Source organism: Agrococcus phoenicis (genome assembly GCF_047302415.1).
In the GTDB taxonomy this organism is placed as follows: Bacteria; Actinomycetota; Actinomycetes; order Actinomycetales; family Microbacteriaceae; genus Agrococcus.
The window spans coordinates 1240611-1260619 of the sequence record NZ_CP154854.1 but is presented as its reverse complement, the minus strand read 5'-3'; the positions used below and the strand labels follow the sequence as shown (position 1 = coordinate 1260619).

Sequence of the window (20009 nt, the reverse complement as noted above, 5' to 3'; positions counted from 1 at the left end):
GCGATCGCCGGGGCCACCCGGGGAGCGCAAGCGGGGTGGTACCGCGCGAGAGCGTCCCCGCATCCGAGGACCACGAGGATGCAGGAGACCCAGCGTGACCGAGACCCAGCGCTACCCGCGGAACGCCGACCGCCCCGTCGTGGCGAGCCCCGACCTGCCCGCCATCGAGACGGGCATCCTCGCCTTCTGGAAGGGCGACGACACCTTCCGCGCCTCGGTCGAGCAGCGCGAGGGCTGCCCCGAGTGGGTGTTCTACGACGGGCCGCCCTTCGCGAACGGCCTGCCGCACTACGGCCACCTGCTCACCGGCTACGCCAAGGACGTCTTCCCGCGGTTCCAGACCATGCGGGGCAAGCAGGTGCCGCGCGTGTTCGGCTGGGACACCCACGGCCTGCCTGCGGAGCTCGAGGCGATGAAGCAGCTCGGCATCACCGAGAAGGCCGAGATCGAGGAGATGGGCGTCGACGTCTTCAACGAGAAGGCGCGGGAGTCGGTGCTGCAGTACGTGGACGAGTGGCAGGACTACGTCACCCGTCAGGCGCGCTGGGTCGACTTCGACGGCGGCTACAAGACGCTCGACCTCAGCTACATGGAGAGCGTCATCTGGGCGTTCAAGGCGCTGCACGACAAGGGCCTCGCCTACGAGGGCTACCGCGTGCTGCCCTACTGCTGGCGCGATGAGACGCCGCTGTCGAACCACGAGCTGCGCATGGACGACGACGTCTACCAGGATCGCCAGGACACCACGCTCACCGTGACCTTCCCGCTCACGGGAGCGCGGGCGGATGCGCTGCACCTGTCGGGCGTCAAGGCGCTGGCATGGACGACGACGCCGTGGACCCTGCCGACGAACCTCGCGCTCGCGGTCGGCCCGGAGATCGCCTACGCGGTCGTGCCCGCGGGGCCGAGCGGCACCACTGCGCCCTCGACCGACGGCTCGCAGGGCTCGTTCCTGCTCGCCGCCGACACCGTCGCGTCGCACGCGAAGGATCTCGGCTACGCCTCCGCCGAGGAGGCCGTCGCCGCCGTCGAGCGCACGCTGGCCGGCAGCGAGCTCGCAGGCGTCACCTACGAGCCCATCTTCGACTTCTTCGCCGACGCGGCCGTGTGGGGCACCGAGCACGCCTTCCAGATCCTGGTCGACGACTACGTCGCCACCGGCGAGGGCACCGGCATCGTGCACCAGGCGCCGGCCTACGGCGAGGACGACCAGCGCGTCACGAACGCCGCCGGCATCCCGACGATCCTCTCGGTCGACGACGGCGGGCGGTTCCTCGACGTCGTCGCACCGGTGGCGGGCCAGCAGGTCTTCGACGCCAACAAGCAGCTCTCGAAGCTGCTGAAGGACGCCGGCCGAGTGCTGCGCCAGGCGAGCTACGTGCACTCCTACCCGCACTGCTGGCGCTGCCGCAACCCGCTGATCTACAAGGCGGTCTCGAGCTGGTTCGTCAAGGTGACCGACATCAAGGCCGACCTGCTGGCCGCGAACGAGCAGATCCACTGGGTGCCGGAGAACGTCAAGCACGGGCAGTTCGGCAAGTGGCTGGAGGGCGCGCGCGACTGGTCGATCAGCCGCAACCGCTACTGGGGCAGCCCGATCCCGGTGTGGAAGAGCGACGACCCGAACCACCCGCGCATCGACGTCTACGGCTCGCTCGACGAGCTGGAGCGCGACTTCGGGGTGCGCCCCACCGACCTGCACCGCCCGGCGATCGACGAGCTCACGCGCCCGAACCCCGACGACCCGACGGGGCGGTCGACGATGCGCCGCATCCCCGACGTGCTCGACGTCTGGTTCGACTCCGGCTCGATGCCCTTCGCCCAGTTCCACTACCCCTTCGAGAACGAGGGGTGGTTCGAGGAGCACAGCCCCGCCGACTACATCGTCGAGTACATCGGCCAGACGCGCGGCTGGTTCTACGTCATGCACGTGCTGTCGGTCGCGCTCTTCGGCCGCCCGGCGTTCGAGAACGTCATCAGCCACGGCATCATCCTCGGCGACGACGGCTTCAAGGCCTCGAAGTCGCGCCGCAACTACCCCGACGTGAACGAGTCCTTCGACGCCTACGGCTCGGATGCGGTGCGCTGGAACCTGATGCAGGGATCGATCCTCAGGGGCGGCAACTTCGTCGTCTCGGAGGAGGGCATCCGCGAGGCGCTGCGGCAGTTCCACCTGCCGCTGTGGTCGACGTGGTACTTCTTCGCGACCTACGCCAACCGCGCCGCCGACGGCGCGCCCTACCTCGCCAAGCGCTCCACCGCATCCGCCGATGTGCTCGACCGCTACATCCTCGCCAAGCTGCGCGAGACGGTCGAAGCGGTGACGGATGCGCTCGAGCGGCTCGACGCCACCGGCGCGACCTGGGCGGTGCGCGAGTTCCTCGACGTGCTGACCAACTGGTACGTGCGGCGCTCGCGCGATCGCTTCTGGGCGGGCGTGCGGTCGGACGGCTCGGGAGCCGAGGCGTTCGACACGCTCTTCACCGCGCTCGAGACGCTCACGCGCATCGCCGCCCCGCTGTCGCCACTGGTGGCGGAGGAGGTCTGGAAGGGCCTGACCGGCGGCCGCTCGGTGCACCTGACCGACTGGCCGGCGGTCGCCGACGGCGGCGCCGACGCGCTGCCCGCCGACCCCGAGCTGGTCGCGCAGATGGATGCCGTGCGCGCGATCGCGAGCGTCGGCAACGCCCTGCGCAAGCAGGCCCGCAAGCGGGTGCGGCTGCCGCTGCCGAGCCTCACGGTCGTCGGGGCGGTCGACGTCTCGGCCTTCAGCGGTGTGCTGCGCGACGAGCTGAACGTGCGCGACGTCGTGCTGGAGGAGGCGGGGGAGGGTGCGCTGGAGCGCTACGGCATCTCTCGCCGCCTGCAGGTCAACGCGCGCGCCGCGGGGCCGCGGCTCGGCAAGGACGTCCAGCGGGCGATCCAGGCTGCGCGCGCCGGCGACTGGTCCGTGGCCCCCGGAGCGGACGGCGAGGGCGACGCGGTGACCGCTGGCGGCATCGCGCTGGTCGAGGGGGAGTTCGAGCTCGCCCTCGAGGTCGCTGACGAGAGCGCTGCGGTCGGGTTCCTGCCGGGCGGCGGCTTCGTCGTGCTCGACACCGCGACGACGCCGGAGCTCGAGGCCGAGGGGCTGGCGCGCGATGTCGTGCGCGCCGTGCAGTCGGCGCGCAAGGACGCCGGGCTGGACGTGAGCGACCGCATCCGCCTCACTCTCGGCTCGGACGGGCACGGCGTCGCGGCGCTCGAGGCGAACGCCGCGCTCGTCACCGGCGAGACGCTGGCGCTCGAGCTGACGCTCGAGCGCATCGACGACAGCATGGGCGAGCTCGCCGACGGGCGCACCGCGCACCGCGTCGGCGACGGCTCGCCCCTCGCCATCGGGATCGAGCGGGCGGGCAGCGACCAGGAGGCAGGAGCATGAGCGACGAGCTCGCGGGCGAGGCGCCCGACATCGACGACCGCATCCTCGCCTCGCTCGAGCACGCCGACGCGGCCCAGGCGGCCTACCTGGCGCTGCTCGAGCGGGCGGGGGAGCAAGCGGTCGAGCCGCGCATCGAGGCGACCCGGCGCGCCGTCGAGCTGCTCGGCGACCCGCAGCGCTCGTTCCGCGTCATCCACATCACCGGCACGAACGGCAAGGGCTCGACCGCGCGCATCGCCGACGCGCTGCTGCGCGCGCACGGCCTGCGCACGGGCGTGCTGACGAGCCCGCACCTCGAGCGCGTCAACGAGCGCATCACGATCGACGGCGAACCGGTCTCCGACGAGGCCTTCGCGCGCGGCTACGAGGATGTCGAGCCGTTCCTCCAGATGGTCGACGCCGAGCTGGCGGAGCGGGGGGAGCGTCGGCTGACGTTCTTCGAGGCGTTCACGGTGCTCGCCTTCGCGGTGATGGCGGATGCGCCGGTCGACGTCGCGGTGCTCGAGGTCGGCATGGGCGGCACCTGGGACTCCACGAACGTCGCCGACGGCGATGTCGCGGTCATCACGCCCATCGCCCTCGACCACACGAACCGGCTCGGCTCGACGGTCGAGGCGATCGCGCGCGAGAAGGCCGGCATCATCAAGGCGGACGCGATCGTCGTCTCGGCGGCGCAGCAGCCCGAGGCGCTCGCCGTGCTCGAGGCGCGGGCCGCGGAGGTCGGCGCGCGGCTGCTGCTCGACGGGCGCGACTTCTCGCTCGAGGCGCAGTCGGTCGCCGTCGGCGGCCAGCTGATCGCCGTGCGGGGCCTCGCGGCCGAGTACCTGGACCAGCTGGTGCCGCTGATGGGCGCGCACCAGGGCCGCAACGCCGCGCTCGCGCTCGTCGCGGTCGAGGCGTTCCTCGGCGGCGGCACGCAGCCGATGACCGCGGAGGTGCTGGCCGACGGCTTCGCCGCGGCGACCTCGCCCGGCAGGCTCGACACCATCGGCGCCGAGCCGCTGGTGATCGCCGACGCCGCCCACAACCCGCACGGTGCGGCCTCGCTGCGCGCGGCGCTCGGGGAGTACTTCGGGCTCGAGCGCGTCACGCTCGTGCTCGGCGTGCTCGCCGGCAAGGACGCCGCCGGCGTGCTCACCGAGCTCGAGCCGGTGATCGACGAGGTGTTCGTGACCCAGTCGACCTCTGAGCGCGCGCTCGACGCGGACGAGCTGGCAGCGCAGGCGGTCGCGGTGCTGGGCGCCGAGCGCGTCGTGGTCGAGACCGACCTCGCGACGGCCCTGGAGACCGCGCGCGACGCCGCCGCCGACCGTCAGGGCGCCGTGGTCGTGACCGGCTCCGTGACGCTGCTCGGCGACGTGATCGGCCATGCCCGCGAAGCCGGCTGGTTGCTGCGGCCGGATGCGCGCCGCCAGGCGGCGACGGTGCAGCTGGACGCGCCGGAGCTGGAGGCCGAGGGCTTCGGCACCGCCGGCATCGATGCGGACGACGCTGCCGGCGCGCACGAGGAGGACGACCGATGAGCGACGAGAGCGCGGCACCCACCCCGGCCCGCAGACCCCGCCCGCAGCGCGGCGCGATGGAGGCGCTGCTGCGCATCGTGCACACCCTCGAGGTCTGCGCGCTCGCCTTCGGCGCGCTGGCAGCCTGGGGCGTCTCGCGCGACTGGCCGCAGCCCGTGGCCTTCGGCGCCGTCGCGCTGCTGCTCATCCTGAGCATGCGCGTGCTCGGGCGCCCCTGGGGCTGGATCGTGAGCCTCGTGGCGCAGATCGCGCTCGCCCTGCTGGTGCTCGTCGAGGTCGTGTGGGCCCTCGTCGCGCTCGTCTTCATCATCCTCTGGATCTTCTGCTTCGTGAAGGCGCGCGGCATCGAGCGCCGCCGCCGCGCGGCAGGCCTCGACCCGCGCGGCGCCCCCGGCACGTGACCCGCGCGTCCGCCCTCTGGGCCGGTGCCGCGCGCCGTCGCCCGGAACTCTTCCGGGCCTGAGCGGCGCCAGCTGGACTATCCAGCCGGCACCCCGCTCCGGCGGAGAAGTTCCGGGCGGTCGCGCGAGACGGCGCGCTCGGCCGCGGTCGGGGGCGGGTCGACGTGCTCGGTACGCTGGTGAGCATGCAGAGCACCCTCGTCCTCATCAAGCCCGACGGCGTCCAGCGACAGCTGACGGGCGCCATCCTCGCCCGCATCGAGGCGAAGGGCTACGTCATCGCCGACCTGCGCCTGGTGCAGCCGGATCAGGCGCTGCTCGAGGAGCACTACGCCGAGCACCAGGGCAAGCCCTTCTTCGAGCCGCTCGTCGAGTTCATGCTCTCGGGCCCCTCGGTCGCGATCCGCCTCGAGGGCGATCGCGTCATCGAGGGCTTCCGCTCGCTCGCCGGAACGACCGATCCGACGACCGCCGCACCCGGCACCATCCGCGGCGACCTGGGTCGCGACTGGGGCCTCAAGGTGCAGCAGAACCTCGTGCACGGCTCCGACTCCGAGGAGTCGGCGGCGCGCGAGCTCGGCCTCTGGTTCTCCTGAGCCGAGACGCGCAAGGACTCGCGGGCTGGCCTGAGGGCCGGCCCGCAGTCGTCCGCTAGAAGCCCGCGAGCAGGTAGCGGGGGATGCCCGGGAGCACGACCATGATCGTCACGACCATGATCACGGCGAGCGCGAGCGAGAGCACCCACCCCCACGACTGCACCTTCGCGAGCGAGCGGCGGAGGCCGGCAGGCGCCGGCAGCGCGCCGGAGCCGAAGCCCCAGACCCACAGGGGGAAGGCCATGGCGTACATCCCCAGCCACACGAGGAAGCACCAGGGGCACACGAAGCCCAGCACGAAGATCGACTGCTGCGCGAGCCACAGCACGAACACGAGGCCGACGAGCACGCCGATGGAGAAGACCGTCCACACCCAGCGCGGCAGCGGCACCCGCGCCAGCGCGAGCACGCCCATGAGGATCGGAGCGGGGAACGCCATGAGCCCGATGAACGGGTTGGGGAAGCCGAGGAGCCTGCCCTGCTCCGACTCCATCGCGCCCGAGCAGCTGAGGAACGGGTTCAGGTCGCAGCCGAGCGCCTCGTCGGGGTTGAGCAGCAGCTCGACGCGCTCCACCGAGAGCGAGAACGCCCCGAGCAGCCCCACGAGCCCGGTGACGATCAGCAGCACGCCGAGCCAGGCGGGCGCCGCGATGCGGGCGGGACGAGTGTCGGTCATGAGGCCTCCTGCTCCTCATCCAACCATTGCGGAGGGGGCCCGATGAGCCTCGACGGCGCGACTCTTGCCGCATTCACAGCCGGCGTGCTCGTCATCGTGCTGCTGCCGGGCGCCAACAGCCTCTTCGTCGTGACGACCTCGCTGCGCGCCGGTCGTCGCGCCGGCTTCCGCGCGACGCTCGGGGTCTTCCTCGGCGACGCCATCCTGATGGTGCTCGCCGTGCTCTCCGCGCAGGCCCTCTCGGCCAACCCGTTGGTGTTCCGCATCCTCACCTGGGCGGGCGCCGCCTACCTGTGCTGGCTGGCGCTCGGGCTCGTGCGGTCGGCGCTCGCGCGCATCCGCGCGAAGCGCCTGCGCACGGCCGAGCCCGAGCCCACCGAGAACCCGACCCACCCGCCCACGACGCCGAACCCGATCATCGCCCGGCCGAGGCTCGCGCCCTTCCGCACCGCGCTCGTCACGAGCCTGCTGAACCCGAAGGCGATCCTGTTCTTCGCCTCGTTCTTCGTGCAGTTCATCGACCCGGGCTCGCCCACGCCGCTCGCGGATCTGGTGGTGCTCATGCTGATCCTCGAGGTCGCATCGGCCGCCTACCTCACGGTGCTGGTGCTGCTCGGCTCGCGCATCGGCCGCCGCGTGCAGCCGCACGGGTGGCTCGCGATCGTCGCGACGCTGATCGCGGCGGCCGCCTTCGTCGCGCTCGCCGTGCGTGTCGTGCTCCCGTAGCGGCCCCTGCACAGGCGCCTGCGGTTCCCGAGCGCCGCGGGGTCTGTGGGGTAGACTTCCCCGCAGCGCGCCCGACGGGCGCACGCACAAGTTTCTCCAGGCGGTCCGACTGGCCTGGGCCGCCCCCGCGAGGGGGCGAGTGAAGAGGATTCGCGCCGGGGTGCGCCCCGGGCAGCGACAGATGTCGACCGGCAGCGCCGGTCGCGACAGGAGCACGCCAGCGATGGTGGAGAACACGACGACCGGCCCCGCAGCGGGCGGCGAGCAGCAGGCAGAGCACACGACGGCGGAGGCCGCCGGCGGCGCGGCGACCGGCACCGAGGCGGCAAGCACCGAAGCGGCAGGCACCGGATCGACCGGTACCGAGTCGACCGGCACCGAAGCGGCGAACACCGAGGCTGCTGCCGAGAAGCCCAAGCGCAAGCGCGTGGCTTCGCGGCGTGCGAGCTCGCAGCAGGCAGCGGATGCGTCGGTCGACGCGGCAGCGCCCGCCGCCACCGAGCACGGTGCCGAGCAGGCCGCCGCTCAGGATCCGGCCGACCAGCAGCCGACGGCTTCGCAGCCCGCCGCAGCGCAGCCGCCTGCCGCGCAGCCGCCTGGTGCGCAGCCTGCCGCGGAGCAGTCGACCGCCGAGCAGGCCGACGCAGCGCACCCCAGCGGCGAGCAGGAGCCCGGCCACGAGCCCGGCCTGGTCGACCCGGCGGCGGCAGCGCCCGGCGAGGCCGCCTCCGCCTCGACCGATCCGCTCGAGGCCGCGAAGGTGCTGCCGGTGGTGCCCAAGGGCCCGTTCGGCCTGGTCTTCCACGCCCCCGATCTCGAGAAGCTGCCGACGCTGCCCGCGGTCGATGCCTCCGACGACGACGAGGACGACGAGGACGACGACGAGTACGACGACCGCAGCAGCGGCCGCCGCTCGTCGCGCCGCAACCGCCGCACGCGCCGCCGCGAGCCCGAGGACGAGAAGCCGCTCATCACCGAGCCGCAGAAGGTCAAGGGCTCCACGCGGCTCGAGGCGAAGCGCCAGCGCCGCCGCGAGGGCCGCGACGCCGGCCGCCGCCGCACGGTGGTGACCGAGACCGAGTTCCTCGCCCGCCGCGAGGCCGTCGAGCGCCAGATGATCGTGCGCTCGAAGCACGACCGCGTGCAGCTCGCGGTGCTGGAGGACGGCGTGCTCGTCGAGCACTACGTCGCGAAGTCCTCCGAGTCGAGCCTGATCGGCAACGTCTACCTCGGTCGCGTGCAGAACGTGCTGCCGAGCATGGAGGCCGCCTTCGTCGACATCGGCCGCGGGCGCAACGCCGTGCTGTACTCGGGCGAGGTGGACTGGGACGCCGCTGAGCTCGAGGGCCAGCCGCGCAAGATCGAGCTCGCGCTCAAGCCCGGCGACACCGTGCTCGTGCAGGTGACGAAGGATCCGGTCGGCCACAAGGGCGCCCGGCTGACCAGCCAGATCTCGCTGCCCGGCCGCTACCTCGTGTCGGTGCCCGGCGGCTCGATGAACGGCATCTCGCGCAAGCTGCCCGACACGGAGCGCGCGCGCCTCAAGAAGATCCTCAAGCAGGTGCTGCCTGAGGGCGTCGGCGTGATCGTGCGCACGGCCGCTGAGGGCGCGACCGAGGAGCAGCTGACGAACGACGTCGAGCGCCTGACGCGCCAGTGGGAGCGGATCCAGCAGCAGAAGCAGTCGGGCAGCGCCCCGCAGCGCCTGCACGCCGAGCCCGACCTGCTCGTCAAGATCGTGCGCGACGTCTTCAACGAGGACTTCCACAAGCTCGTCATCCAGGGCTCTGAGGCCCTCACCACGATCCGCGAGTACCTCGAGGCCATCGCGCCGGACCTGCTCGACCGCGTCTCGGCCTACGAGGGCACCGACGACCCCTTCGACCACTTCCGCATCGCGGAGCAGATCGACAAGGCGCTCGACCGCAAGGTCTGGTTGCCCTCCGGCGGCTCGCTCGTGATCGACCGCACCGAGGCCATGACGGTCGTCGACGTGAACACCGGCCGCTTCGTCGGCGCCGGCGGCAACCTCGAGGAGACCGTCACGAAGAACAACCTCGAGGCGGCCGAGGAGATCGTGCGGCAGCTGCGCCTGCGCGACATCGGCGGCATCATCGTCATCGACTTCATCGACATGGTGCTCGAGTCGAACCGCGACCTCGTGCAGCGCCGCCTGATCGAGTGCCTCTCGCGCGACCGCACGAAGCACCAGGTGGCAGAGGTGACGAGCCTGGGCCTCGTGCAGATGACGCGCAAGAAGCTGGGCCTCGGCCTGCTGGAGTCGTACTCGGAGCCCTGCGAGGCGTGCGCCGGGCGCGGCATCATCGTGCACCACGAGCCCGTCTCCCGCTCGCAGCGCCAGAGCAGCGACCCCGGTCCTGCCGGCTCGTCGAACCGTCGCGGTCGCGGCAGGGGCGGCAAGCAGGGCGAGCCGTCGCAGCAGCCCCAGCACCAGCAGCAGCAGCAGGGCGGCAACGGCGGCACGCACGCGATCACCGACGACATGCGCAAGGGCCTCTCGCAGGTCGCGCTCGCCGCGAGGGGCAAGGCGGCGGATGCGGAGCACGCGGCAGAGGGCCAGCAGGCGGCTCCGGAAGCGGCGGATCGCCAGCCGGCCAGCGAGCGGCAGGGTGACGACGCGGAGCAGTCTGAGCACGCGCAGGCCCAGGCAGCACAGGGCCAGGCAGAGCAGGGCCAGCAGGAGCAGGGCGAGCGTCAGGGCCGTGGCCGAGGCCGTGGCCGAGGCCGCAAGGAGCGCGGCGGTCGCGATCGCGATGAGCGCGAGCCCGCGGGCGGCGAGCGGCAGAGCGGCGGCGAGCAGCAGGTCGGCGAGCAGCGCCGCGGCGAGCAGCCCTCGGGCGTCGTCCAGCCCTCGCGCGAGGCCGTGCAGGCGGTCGCTGCGGAGCCGGTCGTCTCCATCCTGGACATCCCGCTCGAGCCCAAGCAGGAGCAGCCCGCGCCGAAGGTGACGGAGAACGACCTCGACGGCCTGCTCGGTGGTGCGCTCGACGCGCTCGCGGCGCCGGCGCCCGGCACCGGCAAGGCCGCTCGCCGATCGCGCCGCGCATCCTCGGGCGTCATCACCGCGAAGCCCGATCAGACGGACTGACGCACCTCGCGCGCAGGGAGCGCGGCCGGCCAGCACCTCAGTGCGACCGGTCGCGCTCCTTCACGCGCAGGCCGCTCGCGATGAGGCGGCGCACCAGCTCCTTCGGGCTCACGTGCTCGGCGCCCATCGCCACGAGCGCATCGATGCGCTCGGCGGGCACGTCGTAGTGGTCGTGGTCGAAGCCGCACGCCGGCAGCCCCGCTCGCTCGGCGAAGTCGTGGAGCTCCTCGAGGCTCGTGTCGCTGACGAGGTGCGCCCACATGCGCTCGTGCGCGGGCCACAGCGGGTCGTCGACGAGGATCGCCATGCGGCAAACCTACTGCTCGTCGGCTGTGCGCGACGAGGCTCGAGCGCGTCCCGGCGGTGCGCGACGCGCGGTGCCGCGATGTTGCCCGAAGCTCCGATTGCCTGTATCGTTGTGCGCTGGCGCAAGTCGCATCTGTGCGCGCGCCACAAGCTTCGTCCCGGCCAAGTCGGGAGTCGTTCCAACAGTGAGGATCCAACGTGGTGTACGCAATCGTGCGCGCCGGCGGCCGGCAGGAGAAGGTCGAGGTCGGGACCATTCTCGTCGTCGATCGCATCGCCGGTGACGACAACGGCAACGTCGAGCTGGCCCCCGTGCTGCTCGTCGACGGCGACAAGGTGACGTCGGACGTTGCTGCGCTCGCCAAGGTCAAGGTGACGGCGGAGGTCGTGACCGACCTGCGCGGCCCGAAGATCCGCATCCAGCACTACCGCAACAAGACCGGCTACAAGCGCCGCATGGGTCACCGCTCGGAGCTCACGCGCCTCAAGATCACCGGCATCAAGTAAAGGGGACCGAGAGATGGCACACAAGAAGGGCGCATCGTCCACCCGCAACGGTCGTGACTCGAACGCGCAGTACCTCGGCGTCAAGCGCTTCGGCGGCCAGGTCGTGAAGGCCGGCGAGATCCTCGTCCGCCAGCGCGGCACCCACTTCCACCCCGGTGCCGGTGTCGGCCGCGGTGGCGACGACACGCTGTTCGCCCTCGAGGCCGGCGCGGTCGAGTTCGGCAAGAAGGGCGGCCGCAAGGTCGTCAACATCGTCGCGGCTGCCGAGTAGTCAGCGCACGAGCACCACGAGCATTCCGATGGACGGGGCGGGCTTCGGCTCGCCCCGTTCTCGTATCTGAAGGAGACCTCCCATGGCGACATTCGTCGATCAGGTGACGCTGCACCTGCGTGCCGGCAACGGCGGCCACGGCTGTGTCTCCGTGCACCGCGAGAAGTTCAAGCCGCTCGGGGGCCCCGACGGCGGCAACGGCGGCGACGGCGGCGACATCGTGCTGGTGGCCGACCCGCAGATCACGACGCTGCTGGGCTACCACCGCTCGCCGCACCGCTCGAGCGAGAACGGCCAGCCCGGTCAAGGCGACAACAAGTCGGGCACCACGGGCGGAGACCTCGAGCTGCCGGTGCCGATCGGCACGGTGGTGCGGGATGCCTCCGGCGAGCAGGTCGCTGACCTCACGCACCCCGGCATGCGCGTGGTGGTGGCGCAGGGCGGCCAGGGCGGCCTCGGCAACGCGGCGCTCGCCAACACGAAGCGTAAGGCGCCCGGCTTCGCGCTGCTCGGCACCCCCGGCACCGAGGGCGACGTCACGCTGGAGCTGAAGACGGTGGCGGATGTCGCGCTCGTCGGCTTCCCGAGCGCCGGCAAGTCCAGCCTCGTCGCCGCGATGTCGGCGGCGCGGCCGAAGATCGCCGACTACCCCTTCACGACGCTCCACCCGAACCTGGGCGTCGTGGAGTCGGGGCAGACCCGCTACACGATCGCCGACGTGCCCGGCCTCATCGAGGGCGCGAGCGAGGGCAAGGGCCTCGGCCTCGAGTTCCTGCGCCACGTCGAGCGGTGCTCGGCGCTGCTCCACGTCATCGACTGCGCGACGCTCGAGTCGGGTCGCGACCCCGTGAGCGACCTCCAGGTCATCCTGCGCGAGCTCGCCGCCTACCCGGTGCCCGAGGGCCAGCCGCCCCTGCTCGAGCGCCAGCAGATCGTCGCCCTCAACAAGATCGACGTGCCGGAGGCGGCAGAGCTCGCCGCCTTCGTGCGCGAGGACATCGAGGCCCTGGGCTTCCGCGTCTTCGAGATCTCCACGGTCGCGCACCGGGGCCTGCGCGAGCTGTCGTTCGCCCTCGCCGACATCGTGGAGGCCGACCGCCGCGCCAAGGCCGTCGAGCCCGAGCCCGAGCGCATCGTGCTGCGCCCGCGGGCCGTCGACGACGCTGGCTTCACGGTCAAGGTGGAGGGCACCCACGCCGGGCCGCTGTACCGGATCCTGGGCGCGAAGCCCGAGCGCTGGGTGCAGCAGACCGACTTCCGCAACGACGAGGCCGTCGGCTACCTCGCCGACCGGCTCGCGAAGCTCGGCACGGAGGAGGCGCTGCTGAAGGCAGGCGCCGTCGCCGGGGCCACGGTCGTGATCGGTCCGGGCGAGGGGATCGTCTTCGACTGGGAGCCGACCATCGCCTCGGCTGCCGAGCTCGTCGGCAATCGCGGCACCGATCCGCGCCTCGACCGCAACGACCGCCGCACCACCCAGGAGCGCCGCGAGCAGTACCACGCACTCATGGACGCCAAGCAGGCGGCCCGCGACGGCCTGGTGCAGGAGCGCGACGCCGGCATGTGGAACGACGACGAGGGCTTCGAGGTGCAGCACGGGGACGACCGCTCGTGACCGTGCTCGACCGTGGCGCCGGCGAGCTGATCGTCGTCAAGGTCGGCTCCTCCTCGATCTCGGGGGAGCGGCGCGCGCAGATCGAGTCGCTCGTGGACGGGCTCGCGAGCCTGCATCGCACGAGCCGGGTGATCCTGGTCTCCTCCGGCGCCATCGCGACCGGGATGCCGTTCCTCGGCCTCGACGACCGACCCGCCGACCTGCCCATGCAGCAAGCGGCGGCCGCGGTGGGCCAGAACGTGCTGATGAACCGCTACCAGCGCAGCCTCTCGCGCCACGAGGTGACGGCCGCGCAGATCTTGCTCACCGCATCCGACATGGACATGGACTCGCACCGGATCAACGCGAGGAACGCGCTCGGGCGGCTGCTCGAGCTGCGGATGCTCCCGATCATCAACGAGAACGACACGGTGGCGACGCACGAGATCCGCTTCGGCGACAACGACCGCCTCGCGGCGCTGGTGGCGAAGCTCATGCGCGCCGACCGCCTGATCCTGCTCTCCGACATCGCGGCGCTGCGCACGGCACCGCCCGATGAGCCGGGCTCGGAGCCGATCGAGCGCGTGCCCTACGGCGATCCGCTCGAGGGTGTGCGGCTCGGCGCGAGCGGCTCGCACATCGGCTCCGGCGGCGCGATGACGAAGGTGGATGCCGCGCGGCTCGCCGCGGACGCCGGGGTGCGCGTCACGGTGACGGCGACGCCCCTGCTCGAGCGCCTGATCGCGGGGGAGCGGCTCGGCACCGAGTTCGAGCCGAACCCTCTGCCCGCAGACGACGACGGCAGCGACGGCTGAGCGTGGCGGGCACCGATGCGCGCGCGATGCCGCAGGTCGAGCAGCTCGGCTCGGCGGATGCCGACGCGGCCATCGCCCTCTGGCACGCGACCGGCCTCACCCGGCCATGGAACCCCCCGCACGAGGACTTCGCCCGCGCGGTCGCGTCGGCCGGCTCCGCCGTGCTGGGCATCCGCGATGGCGACGAGCTGGTCGCGACCGCCATGGTCGGCCATGACGGTCATCGAGGATGGGTCTACTACCTCGCCGTCGACCCGTCGCAGCAGCGCGGTGGCCTGGGCCGAGCGCTCATGCGCGCGGCAGAGGAGTGGGTCGTCGCCGCATCAGGCGTGAAGCTGCAGCTGATGGTTCGCGCTGAGAACACCGCAGCCGTGGAGTTCTACCGGGCGCTCGGCTACGACGACCAGCAGGTGGTCGTGCTCGGCAAGCGGCTGCTCGGGCCGGCCTGACCACCATCGGCGGGAGCCTAGGATCGGGTCATGGCAGAGAACGGCACCGGTGATGACTTCGAAGCGCTGCTGCAGGGCGGGCAGCTCGCGTCGCGCGCTCTCGGTGTCGCGTCCGCCGAGCAGCGGCATGCGGCCATCCGCGCCATCGCAGACGCGATCGAGGTCGCGAGCGACGCGATCCTGGCCGCCAACGCCGACGACCTCCGGCGCGGCCGCAGCGACGGGCTCGCCGAGGGGATGCTCGATCGGCTGACGCTCGACGCCGCGCGCATCCAGGGCCTCGCCGATGCCGCGCGGGCGCTCGCGGCGCTGCCCGACCCGGTGGGGGAGGTGCTGCGCGAGCGCACGCTGCCCAACGGCATCGGGCTCACGCAGGTGCGCGTGCCCTTCGGCGTCATCGGCGTCATCTACGAGGCGCGGCCGAACGTCACGGTCGACCTGGCGTGCATCGCGCTCGGCTCCGGCAACGCTGTCGTGCTCCGCGGCGGCTCTGCTGCCGAGCGGACCAACGCCGTCCTGGTCGCCACCATGCAGGCTGCGCTGGAGGGCGCGGGGCTGCCGCGCGAGTCGGTGCAGACGATCGACGCGCACGGCCGCGAGGGTGCCGGGCGCCTCATGCGCGCCCGAGGCCTCGTCGACCTGCTCGTGCCGCGCGGCAGCGCTGCGCTCATCGAGCGGGTCGTGACGGAGTCGACGGTGCCGGTCATCGAGACGGGCGCCGGTGTCGTGCACGCCTTCGTCGATCGCGAGGCCGAGCTGCCCATGGCGGTCGACATCGTGCTGAACGCCAAGGTGCAGCGCACGAGCGTCTGCAACTCGCTGGAGACGCTGCTCGTGCACCGGGACATCGCCGAGACCGCGGTGCCGGTGCTCGCAGCTGCGCTGCGCGAGGCCGGCGTCACGATCCATGCCGAGGGCCCGCTGCCGGGCGTCGCCGACGCCGCGCCGCTCGGCGAGGCCGGCTGGGCGACCGAGCACCTCTCGATGGATCTCGCGATCGGGGTCGTCGACGGCCTCGACGCGGCGATCGAGCACATCAATCGGCACGGCACCCACCACACCGACACGATCATCACGGCCGACGAGGCCTCGGCGGCCCGGTTCCTGGCCGAGGTCGACTCCGCGGTCGTCATGCACAACGCATCCACGCGCTTCACCGACGGCGGCGAGTTCGGGTTCGGCGCAGAGGTGGGCATCTCGACGCAGAAGGCGCATGCGCGCGGGCCGATGGGGCTGCCGGAGCTCACGAGCACGAAGTGGCTCGTGCGCGGCACGGGCCAGGTGCGGCCCTGACGGCCGTGCCGCCACGGCGCCCGCCGTGGCCGCGCTAGGCTTGGTGCGATCGGAGGCCCCATGAACCTGCTTCACCTCGCTACCGCCGCTGCCGAGTCGGCCGAAGTCGAGCTCGCGCCCTACATCGCCGGTGGCATCGCCGCCGCGGTCTTCCTCATCTCTGCGATCGTCGTGCGGTCGTTCCGCGACGTGGCGCACCGCTCCGTGCGCCACGACGTGCACGGCAACGGCTGACCATCGTCGGCGCGCCCGGGCGCCGTCGCCGCCTCGGCATCATGGGCGGCACGTTCGACCCGATCCATCACGGGCACCTCGTGGCGGCGAGCGAGGTCGCGCAGCACTTCGAGCTCGATGAGGTCGTCTTCGTGCCGACCGGCGAGCCGTACCAGAAGCGCGACGTCACGCCGAGCGAGGACCGCTACCTGATGACGGTGGTCGCGACGGCCTCGAACCCGCGCTTCAAGGTCAGCCGCGTCGACGTCGATCGCGACGGTCCCACGTACACGATCGACACGCTCCGCGACCTGCGGGCGCAGCACCCCGATGCCGACCTCTTCTTCATCACGGGTGCGGATGCGTTCGCGTCGATCGTGGAGTGGAAGGACGTGGAGGAGCTCTGGCAGCTCGCGCACTTCGTCGCCGTCACCCGCCCGGGGCACCAGCTCGACATCGCGGATTACCCGAAAGAGCGCGTCTCGCTCCTGGAGATCCCCGCGCTTGCGATATCCTCGACCGATTGCCGTGCGCGCGTCCGCGCCGGCTATCCCGTCTGGTATCTCGTGCCCGACGGAGTGGTTCAATACATCACCAAGCACGACTTGTACCGGAGACTGACTGCATGACTGACGCGAACGAAGAGCGGCCGCTGACGCGGCGCGAGCTTCGCGCGCGCGAACGCGCGGCAGAGCTCGCGGCGACCGGCGGCATGCCCGCGGTGCCGACGGACGTGCCCGCGGGCGACGCGCCGAGCACCGAAGCGGTGAGCCCGGAACCGGCGAGCACCGCTCCGGCGAGCACGGCGTCGACGGAGTCCGCCGAGCAGCGGGAGGATCAGCCCGCTCGCCTCGGGCGCCACTCGACGCCCAGCGCGCCGTCCGCTCCGGCCGACCTCGACCTGCTCGAGGCCGAGCTCGCGCAGGGCGACGACGCCCTCCAGCCCGAGGCCGAGCCGGTCGCGATCGACCAGGCCGATGTCGAGCAGCCGACGACCGATCGGTCGGCCGCGGCCGCCCCCGCGGTCGCGACCCCCGCCTCCAAGCCCCTCGGCCGATTCTTCGGCCGCAAGAAGGGCAAGGCCGCGCAGGCCGAGCAGCCGGCGCAGTCCGACCCGTCGGCGACGACCGCGCAGGCCGACCTCGCAGCGCAGGCGGACGACGCCGCGGCCGCGTCGCCCGAGCCGGCCGAGACGGTGGCGATCGAGCAGGTCGAGGTCGAGAAGGTCGACGCCGCGTCGCCCGAGGCGGCGGACGCGATCGAGGCGGAGCTCGCGGAGCCCGGCCGGCCGAGCGCACCTGCGCCCGCAGATGCATCCGTGCCCGCCCCGTCCTCCGCCCGCCGCTCGAGCGCGCAGTTCGACGACGTGCAGGGCCTCGACACGGTCGACGACGCCGAGGTCGACGACGTCGAGATCGACGAGGTCGTCGTCGAGCAGCCGCGCGTCTCCTCGCGCCGCGTCGCCGAGGTCACGCCCGCAGAGCTCGAGGATCGCCGCAAGGCGCAGGAGGCGCCCGACGAGCTCATCGTCACGGGGCCCAGCCGCGGCCAGTCGCAGCGCCTGCCGGTGATCGTCAACGTGGTCTCCGACACCTCCGAGCACCACATCGCCGACCTGCGCGAGCAGGGCGTCGCCGGCAGCGGCGGCACCTCCACATCGTCCATCACGGCCAACGCGCTCGTGCTGCCCGCAGGCAGCGAGAGCCCCGAGTTCGCGCTCGAGGGCGCCGACGGGCTGCTCGTCACCGGCTCGATCGACGTGCCGGAGGGCTTCGCGTCGTCGGGCCGCGGCCGCGCGGCCATCGACGGCAACGACGTCGACGCCGACGTCGCCGAGGGCGAGGTGACGAGCCCGGAGACGGCGCCCGTCCGCGCCTCGAAGGCCGTCTCCTCCTATGCGAATGCTCGCGTGCAGATCGCGCCGAACAAGCAGCGCGCCAACGTGCTGCCTGTCGCCGTCGGTGTCGGCGCCGGCGGCGTCGCCCTGGCGATCGCGGGCTTCGTGGCTCTGGGATTCTCGCAGGGCTGGTTCTGATCTCGAAAGGTGCGCGATGAGCGCGGATGACAAGGCGATCGCGCTCGCGCGCGCTGCAGCACGGGCGGCCGACAAGGTGCTCGGCACCGATCAGGTGTGCCTCGACGTGTCTGGGCAGCTGCCGCTGACCGACGTGTTCCTGATCGTGACGGGCCGCAACGAGCGGCAGGTCAGCGCGATCGCGCGCGAGATCGAGGACGCGCTGCTGCCGGAGGGCGCGAAGCCCGTGCGGCGCGAGGGCCGAGCCGACGGCCGCTGGGTGCTGCTCGACTTCTCCGACATCGTGGTGCACGTCTTCCACGAGGAGGAGCGCACCTACTACCAGCTCGAGCGGCTGTGGCGCGACGCCGCCGTCATCGACCTGCAGCTGCCAGCGCAGCCGGCGAGCGACGCCGACGCGCCCTCGTCGCAGCGCTAGCCGCAGCTCGAGCGATCGCGCTGATGCCGCTGCGAGGCGACGGAGGCGCGGTCCGCCCCGGCTAGGAGGCGGTCGCGGGCGTGAGCGTGATGACGTTCGCCCACGGATCCTCGAAGCGCAGGCTGCGGCCGTCGTCGGCGACCGCGACGCCGCGCGCCGTGAGGCGCTCGCGCGCCGCGCCCAGCGCATCCGCCCCCTGGCCCTCCTGCGGTACCGCGATCTCGACGCGGCCGAGGCCGAGCGTGTCTGCCCGCCGCCCGGCGCCGCGGGAGTTCCAGACGTTCATCGCCATGTGGTGGTGGTAGCCGCCAGCGCTGACGAACAGCGCTGAGTCGCCGAGGGCTGCGGTCTCGGCGAACCCGAGGGCATGGACGTAGAAGGCGCGCGCCGTCGCGACGTCGCCGACCTGCAGGTGCACGTGGCCGACCTTCGCGCCGAGGGGCGCGGTGCTCGCCGTGCCGAAGGCGTCGCGGTCGAGGTGCTCCTGCACGAACCGGTTCGGATCGATGAACTCGGTGGTCATGTGCACGCTGCCGCCCTGCCAGAGCCACTGGTCGCGCGGCCGGTCGACGTACAGCTCGACGCCGTTGCCGTCGGGGTCGGCGAAGTAGAACGCCTCCGACACGTGGTGGTCGCCGGTGCCGGCGAAGCGGATGCCCGGCTGCTGCGACATGCGGACGACCGCCGCTGCGAGGGCTGCGTGCGTCGGGTAGAGGATCGCCGTGTGGAACAGGCCAGCGGCGGCCGGGTCGGGCCCGCGCAGCTCCGGCGCCTCCTCGAGCACGAGGATCGTGCGGCCGCCGACGCCGAGCTCGATCGCGCCCGGCCGCTCGGCTACGACCTCGAGGCCGGCGCCCAGGCGGTACCAGCGCTCGAGCTGCGCCAGCGAGGCCGTGCGCAGCATCACCGGACCCATGTCGGTCGCGTCGGGCAGCAGGTCGATCGGGTGCACGGTTCCTCCTGGGGTTCCCCTGGTGCAACGCGGATGCGCGGGCGGCATTCCGAGGAGCGCGGTACCGGGGCGTCCCAGGCACGGCGGCGCCCTAGGCTCGAGGCATGAGCGAGGGAGCGTCGGAGAGCCTGTGGTCGCTGCGGGTGGATGAGCTGCTGCGGCGCACCGCATCGGGCGAGCCCACACCGGGCAACGGCTCGATCGCCGCGGTCTCCGGCTCGTTCGGCATCGGCCTGGTGCTGATGGGGCTCGCGGTCACCGGTGACGCGCCGGAGCGCCTGAGTGCGCGCGGTGCAGCGCTGCTCGAGACGACCACGGCTGCGGCCGATCGCGATGTCGCGGCGTTCTCGGCACTCCTGGAGGCCCGCGGCATGCCCTCGAAGGGGGAGGAGGAGCGGCGCGCGAGAGAGGCAGCGGTGGCCGACACGACGCGGTCGGCGATCGAGGGCCCGCTGGAGCTCGCGGAAGCGCTGCGCCATGCGCTGGAGCTGGCCGCTGACGCTGAGCCGCACGTCAGGAGCGAGCTGATGAGCGATGTGCGCTCGGGCGCCGACCTCATCGCCGGTGCGGCGCGCGCCGCGCTCCGGGCGGCGGCGCTGAACGTCGAGTCGCTCGACGCGCTCGGGCGCACGGCCGACGCCGCCGCGCTGCGGGGTCGTGTCGACGCGCTGCGCGCCGCACTGCCGGGGCGCTGAGCCGCGCGC

General features: G+C 72.6%; 20 protein-coding genes. 17 read left to right on the top strand and 3 right to left on the bottom strand.

From position 1 onward, the window contains the following. Nucleotides 1-94 precede the first annotated feature (94 nt). The 4 genes from ileS to ndk all read left to right on the top strand — a co-directional run bounded on the left by ileS (nucleotide 95) and on the right by ndk (nucleotide 5941). Nucleotides 95-3421 (top strand): isoleucine--tRNA ligase, encoded by a 3327-nt coding sequence (ileS, locus tag AA0Z99_RS06105; protein WP_413320436.1) that lies wholly within the window; start codon nucleotides 95-97, stop codon nucleotides 3419-3421. Next, a complete protein-coding gene (locus tag AA0Z99_RS06100; protein WP_413320434.1) occupies nucleotides 3418-4944 on the top strand; it encodes a bifunctional folylpolyglutamate synthase/dihydrofolate synthase in 1527 nt (508 codons plus the stop codon). Before ileS ends, AA0Z99_RS06100 begins: the two co-directional genes overlap by 4 nt. Continuing rightward, nucleotides 4941-5345: a DUF4233 domain-containing protein gene (locus tag AA0Z99_RS06095; protein WP_413320432.1), complete on the top strand. Its 405-nt coding sequence runs from the start codon at nucleotides 4941-4943 to the stop codon at nucleotides 5343-5345. The genes AA0Z99_RS06100 and AA0Z99_RS06095 overlap by 4 nt, the downstream gene beginning before the upstream one ends. 185 nt (nucleotides 5346-5530) lie before the next feature. Beyond that, nucleotides 5531-5941, top strand: coding sequence for a nucleoside-diphosphate kinase (gene ndk, locus AA0Z99_RS06090; protein ID WP_413320430.1), 411 nt, complete (start codon nucleotides 5531-5533; stop codon nucleotides 5939-5941). Nucleotides 5942-5996: 55 nt separating this feature from the next. On the opposite strand, the gene AA0Z99_RS06085 is transcribed toward ndk, so the two are convergent. Then, the gene (locus tag AA0Z99_RS06085; RefSeq protein WP_413320428.1) at nucleotides 5997-6617 is read right to left on the bottom strand and encodes a vitamin K epoxide reductase family protein; all 621 of its coding nucleotides are present in this window, start codon (nucleotides 6615-6617) and stop codon (nucleotides 5997-5999) included. A gap of 42 nt (nucleotides 6618-6659) precedes the next feature. Between AA0Z99_RS06085 and leuE the strand changes: the two genes are divergently transcribed. Both leuE and AA0Z99_RS06075 read left to right on the top strand, forming a co-directional pair. Next, nucleotides 6660-7343, top strand: coding sequence for a leucine efflux protein LeuE (leuE, locus tag AA0Z99_RS06080; RefSeq protein WP_413320426.1), 684 nt, complete (start codon nucleotides 6660-6662; stop codon nucleotides 7341-7343). A 223-nt stretch (nucleotides 7344-7566) separates the two neighbouring features. Further along, a complete protein-coding gene (locus tag AA0Z99_RS06075) occupies nucleotides 7567-10452 on the top strand; it encodes an Rne/Rng family ribonuclease (protein ID WP_413320424.1) in 2886 nt (961 codons plus the stop codon). 37 nt (nucleotides 10453-10489) lie between these two features. On the opposite strand, the gene AA0Z99_RS06070 is transcribed toward AA0Z99_RS06075, so the two are convergent. Then, the gene (locus AA0Z99_RS06070; protein ID WP_413320422.1) at nucleotides 10490-10759 is read right to left on the bottom strand and encodes a DUF4031 domain-containing protein; all 270 of its coding nucleotides are present in this window, start codon (nucleotides 10757-10759) and stop codon (nucleotides 10490-10492) included. 197 nt (nucleotides 10760-10956) lie between these two features. Between AA0Z99_RS06070 and rplU the strand changes: the two genes are divergently transcribed. The 10 genes from rplU to rsfS all read left to right on the top strand — a co-directional run bounded on the left by rplU (nucleotide 10957) and on the right by rsfS (nucleotide 18353). Beyond that, complete coding sequence (gene rplU, locus AA0Z99_RS06065; protein WP_347753826.1) at nucleotides 10957-11265, top strand: 50S ribosomal protein L21; 309 nt, start codon at nucleotides 10957-10959, stop codon at nucleotides 11263-11265. A 13-nt stretch (nucleotides 11266-11278) separates the two neighbouring features. Further along, nucleotides 11279-11536, top strand: a complete 258-nt coding sequence (rpmA, locus tag AA0Z99_RS06060) for a 50S ribosomal protein L27 (RefSeq protein ID WP_072313359.1) — start codon at nucleotides 11279-11281, stop codon at nucleotides 11534-11536. Nucleotides 11537-11618: 82 nt separating this feature from the next. Further along, nucleotides 11619-13151, top strand: coding sequence for a GTPase ObgE (obgE, locus tag AA0Z99_RS06055; RefSeq protein ID WP_413320419.1), 1533 nt, complete (start codon nucleotides 11619-11621; stop codon nucleotides 13149-13151). Next, nucleotides 13148-13945 carry a glutamate 5-kinase gene (proB, locus tag AA0Z99_RS06050; protein ID WP_413320417.1) on the top strand — a complete coding sequence of 266 codons (798 nt, stop codon included), beginning with the start codon at nucleotides 13148-13150 and terminating at the stop codon, nucleotides 13943-13945. The genes obgE and proB overlap by 4 nt, the downstream gene beginning before the upstream one ends. 2 nt (nucleotides 13946-13947) lie before the next feature. Further along, nucleotides 13948-14394 carry a GNAT family acetyltransferase gene (locus AA0Z99_RS06045; protein ID WP_413320415.1) on the top strand — a complete coding sequence of 149 codons (447 nt, stop codon included), beginning with the start codon at nucleotides 13948-13950 and terminating at the stop codon, nucleotides 14392-14394. 30 nt (nucleotides 14395-14424) lie between these two features. Next, the gene (locus AA0Z99_RS06040) at nucleotides 14425-15687 is read left to right on the top strand and encodes a glutamate-5-semialdehyde dehydrogenase (protein WP_413320413.1); all 1263 of its coding nucleotides are present in this window, start codon (nucleotides 14425-14427) and stop codon (nucleotides 15685-15687) included. 60 nt (nucleotides 15688-15747) lie between these two features. Beyond that, entirely contained in the window at nucleotides 15748-15921 is a 174-nt protein-coding gene (locus tag AA0Z99_RS06035) for a hypothetical protein (RefSeq protein ID WP_413320411.1), read from the top strand. Next, a complete protein-coding gene (gene nadD, locus AA0Z99_RS06030) occupies nucleotides 15918-16529 on the top strand; it encodes a nicotinate-nucleotide adenylyltransferase (protein ID WP_413320788.1) in 612 nt (203 codons plus the stop codon). Before AA0Z99_RS06035 ends, nadD begins: the two co-directional genes overlap by 4 nt. Beyond that, nucleotides 16526-17935 (top strand): hypothetical protein, encoded by a 1410-nt coding sequence (locus tag AA0Z99_RS06025; protein WP_413320409.1) that lies wholly within the window; start codon nucleotides 16526-16528, stop codon nucleotides 17933-17935. The genes nadD and AA0Z99_RS06025 overlap by 4 nt, the downstream gene beginning before the upstream one ends. Before the next feature lie 16 nt (nucleotides 17936-17951). Further along, nucleotides 17952-18353 (top strand): ribosome silencing factor, encoded by a 402-nt coding sequence (rsfS, locus tag AA0Z99_RS06020; RefSeq protein WP_413320407.1) that lies wholly within the window; start codon nucleotides 17952-17954, stop codon nucleotides 18351-18353. 61 nt (nucleotides 18354-18414) lie between these two features. Here the strand turns inward: rsfS and AA0Z99_RS06015 are convergent, their stop codons facing one another. Then, nucleotides 18415-19269, bottom strand: coding sequence for a VOC family protein (locus tag AA0Z99_RS06015; RefSeq protein WP_413320786.1), 855 nt, complete (start codon nucleotides 19267-19269; stop codon nucleotides 18415-18417). A 140-nt stretch (nucleotides 19270-19409) separates the two neighbouring features. Between AA0Z99_RS06015 and AA0Z99_RS06010 the strand changes: the two genes are divergently transcribed. Next, nucleotides 19410-20000, top strand: coding sequence for a cyclodeaminase/cyclohydrolase family protein (locus AA0Z99_RS06010; RefSeq protein WP_413320405.1), 591 nt, complete (start codon nucleotides 19410-19412; stop codon nucleotides 19998-20000). The last annotated feature ends 9 nt before the right edge of the window (nucleotides 20001-20009 follow it).

What these genes read in the sequence shown, in the direction of transcription:
- AA0Z99_RS06100 (WP_413320434.1), top strand. Translation starts at nt 3,418, where the DNA reads ATGAGCGACGAGCTCGCGGGCGAGGCGCCCGACATCGACGACCGCATC.
- AA0Z99_RS06095 (WP_413320432.1), top strand. Translation starts at nt 4,941, where the DNA reads ATGAGCGACGAGAGCGCGGCACCCACCCCGGCCCGCAGACCCCGCCCG.
- ndk (WP_413320430.1), top strand. Translation starts at nt 5,531, where the DNA reads ATGCAGAGCACCCTCGTCCTCATCAAGCCCGACGGCGTCCAGCGACAG.
- AA0Z99_RS06085 (WP_413320428.1), bottom strand. Translation starts at nt 6,617, where the DNA reads ATGACCGACACTCGTCCCGCCCGCATCGCGGCGCCCGCCTGGCTCGGC.
- leuE (WP_413320426.1), top strand. Translation starts at nt 6,660, where the DNA reads ATGAGCCTCGACGGCGCGACTCTTGCCGCATTCACAGCCGGCGTGCTC.
- AA0Z99_RS06075 (WP_413320424.1), top strand. Translation starts at nt 7,567, where the DNA reads ATGGTGGAGAACACGACGACCGGCCCCGCAGCGGGCGGCGAGCAGCAG.
- AA0Z99_RS06070 (WP_413320422.1), bottom strand. Translation starts at nt 10,759, where the DNA reads ATGGCGATCCTCGTCGACGACCCGCTGTGGCCCGCGCACGAGCGCATG.
- rpmA (WP_072313359.1), top strand. Translation starts at nt 11,279, where the DNA reads ATGGCACACAAGAAGGGCGCATCGTCCACCCGCAACGGTCGTGACTCG.
- obgE (WP_413320419.1), top strand. Translation starts at nt 11,619, where the DNA reads ATGGCGACATTCGTCGATCAGGTGACGCTGCACCTGCGTGCCGGCAAC.
- AA0Z99_RS06040 (WP_413320413.1), top strand. Translation starts at nt 14,425, where the DNA reads ATGGCAGAGAACGGCACCGGTGATGACTTCGAAGCGCTGCTGCAGGGC.
- AA0Z99_RS06035 (WP_413320411.1), top strand. Translation starts at nt 15,748, where the DNA reads ATGAACCTGCTTCACCTCGCTACCGCCGCTGCCGAGTCGGCCGAAGTC.
- AA0Z99_RS06025 (WP_413320409.1), top strand. Translation starts at nt 16,526, where the DNA reads ATGACTGACGCGAACGAAGAGCGGCCGCTGACGCGGCGCGAGCTTCGC.
- rsfS (WP_413320407.1), top strand. Translation starts at nt 17,952, where the DNA reads ATGAGCGCGGATGACAAGGCGATCGCGCTCGCGCGCGCTGCAGCACGG.
- AA0Z99_RS06015 (WP_413320786.1), bottom strand. Translation starts at nt 19,269, where the DNA reads ATGGGTCCGGTGATGCTGCGCACGGCCTCGCTGGCGCAGCTCGAGCGC.
- AA0Z99_RS06010 (WP_413320405.1), top strand. Translation starts at nt 19,410, where the DNA reads ATGAGCGAGGGAGCGTCGGAGAGCCTGTGGTCGCTGCGGGTGGATGAG.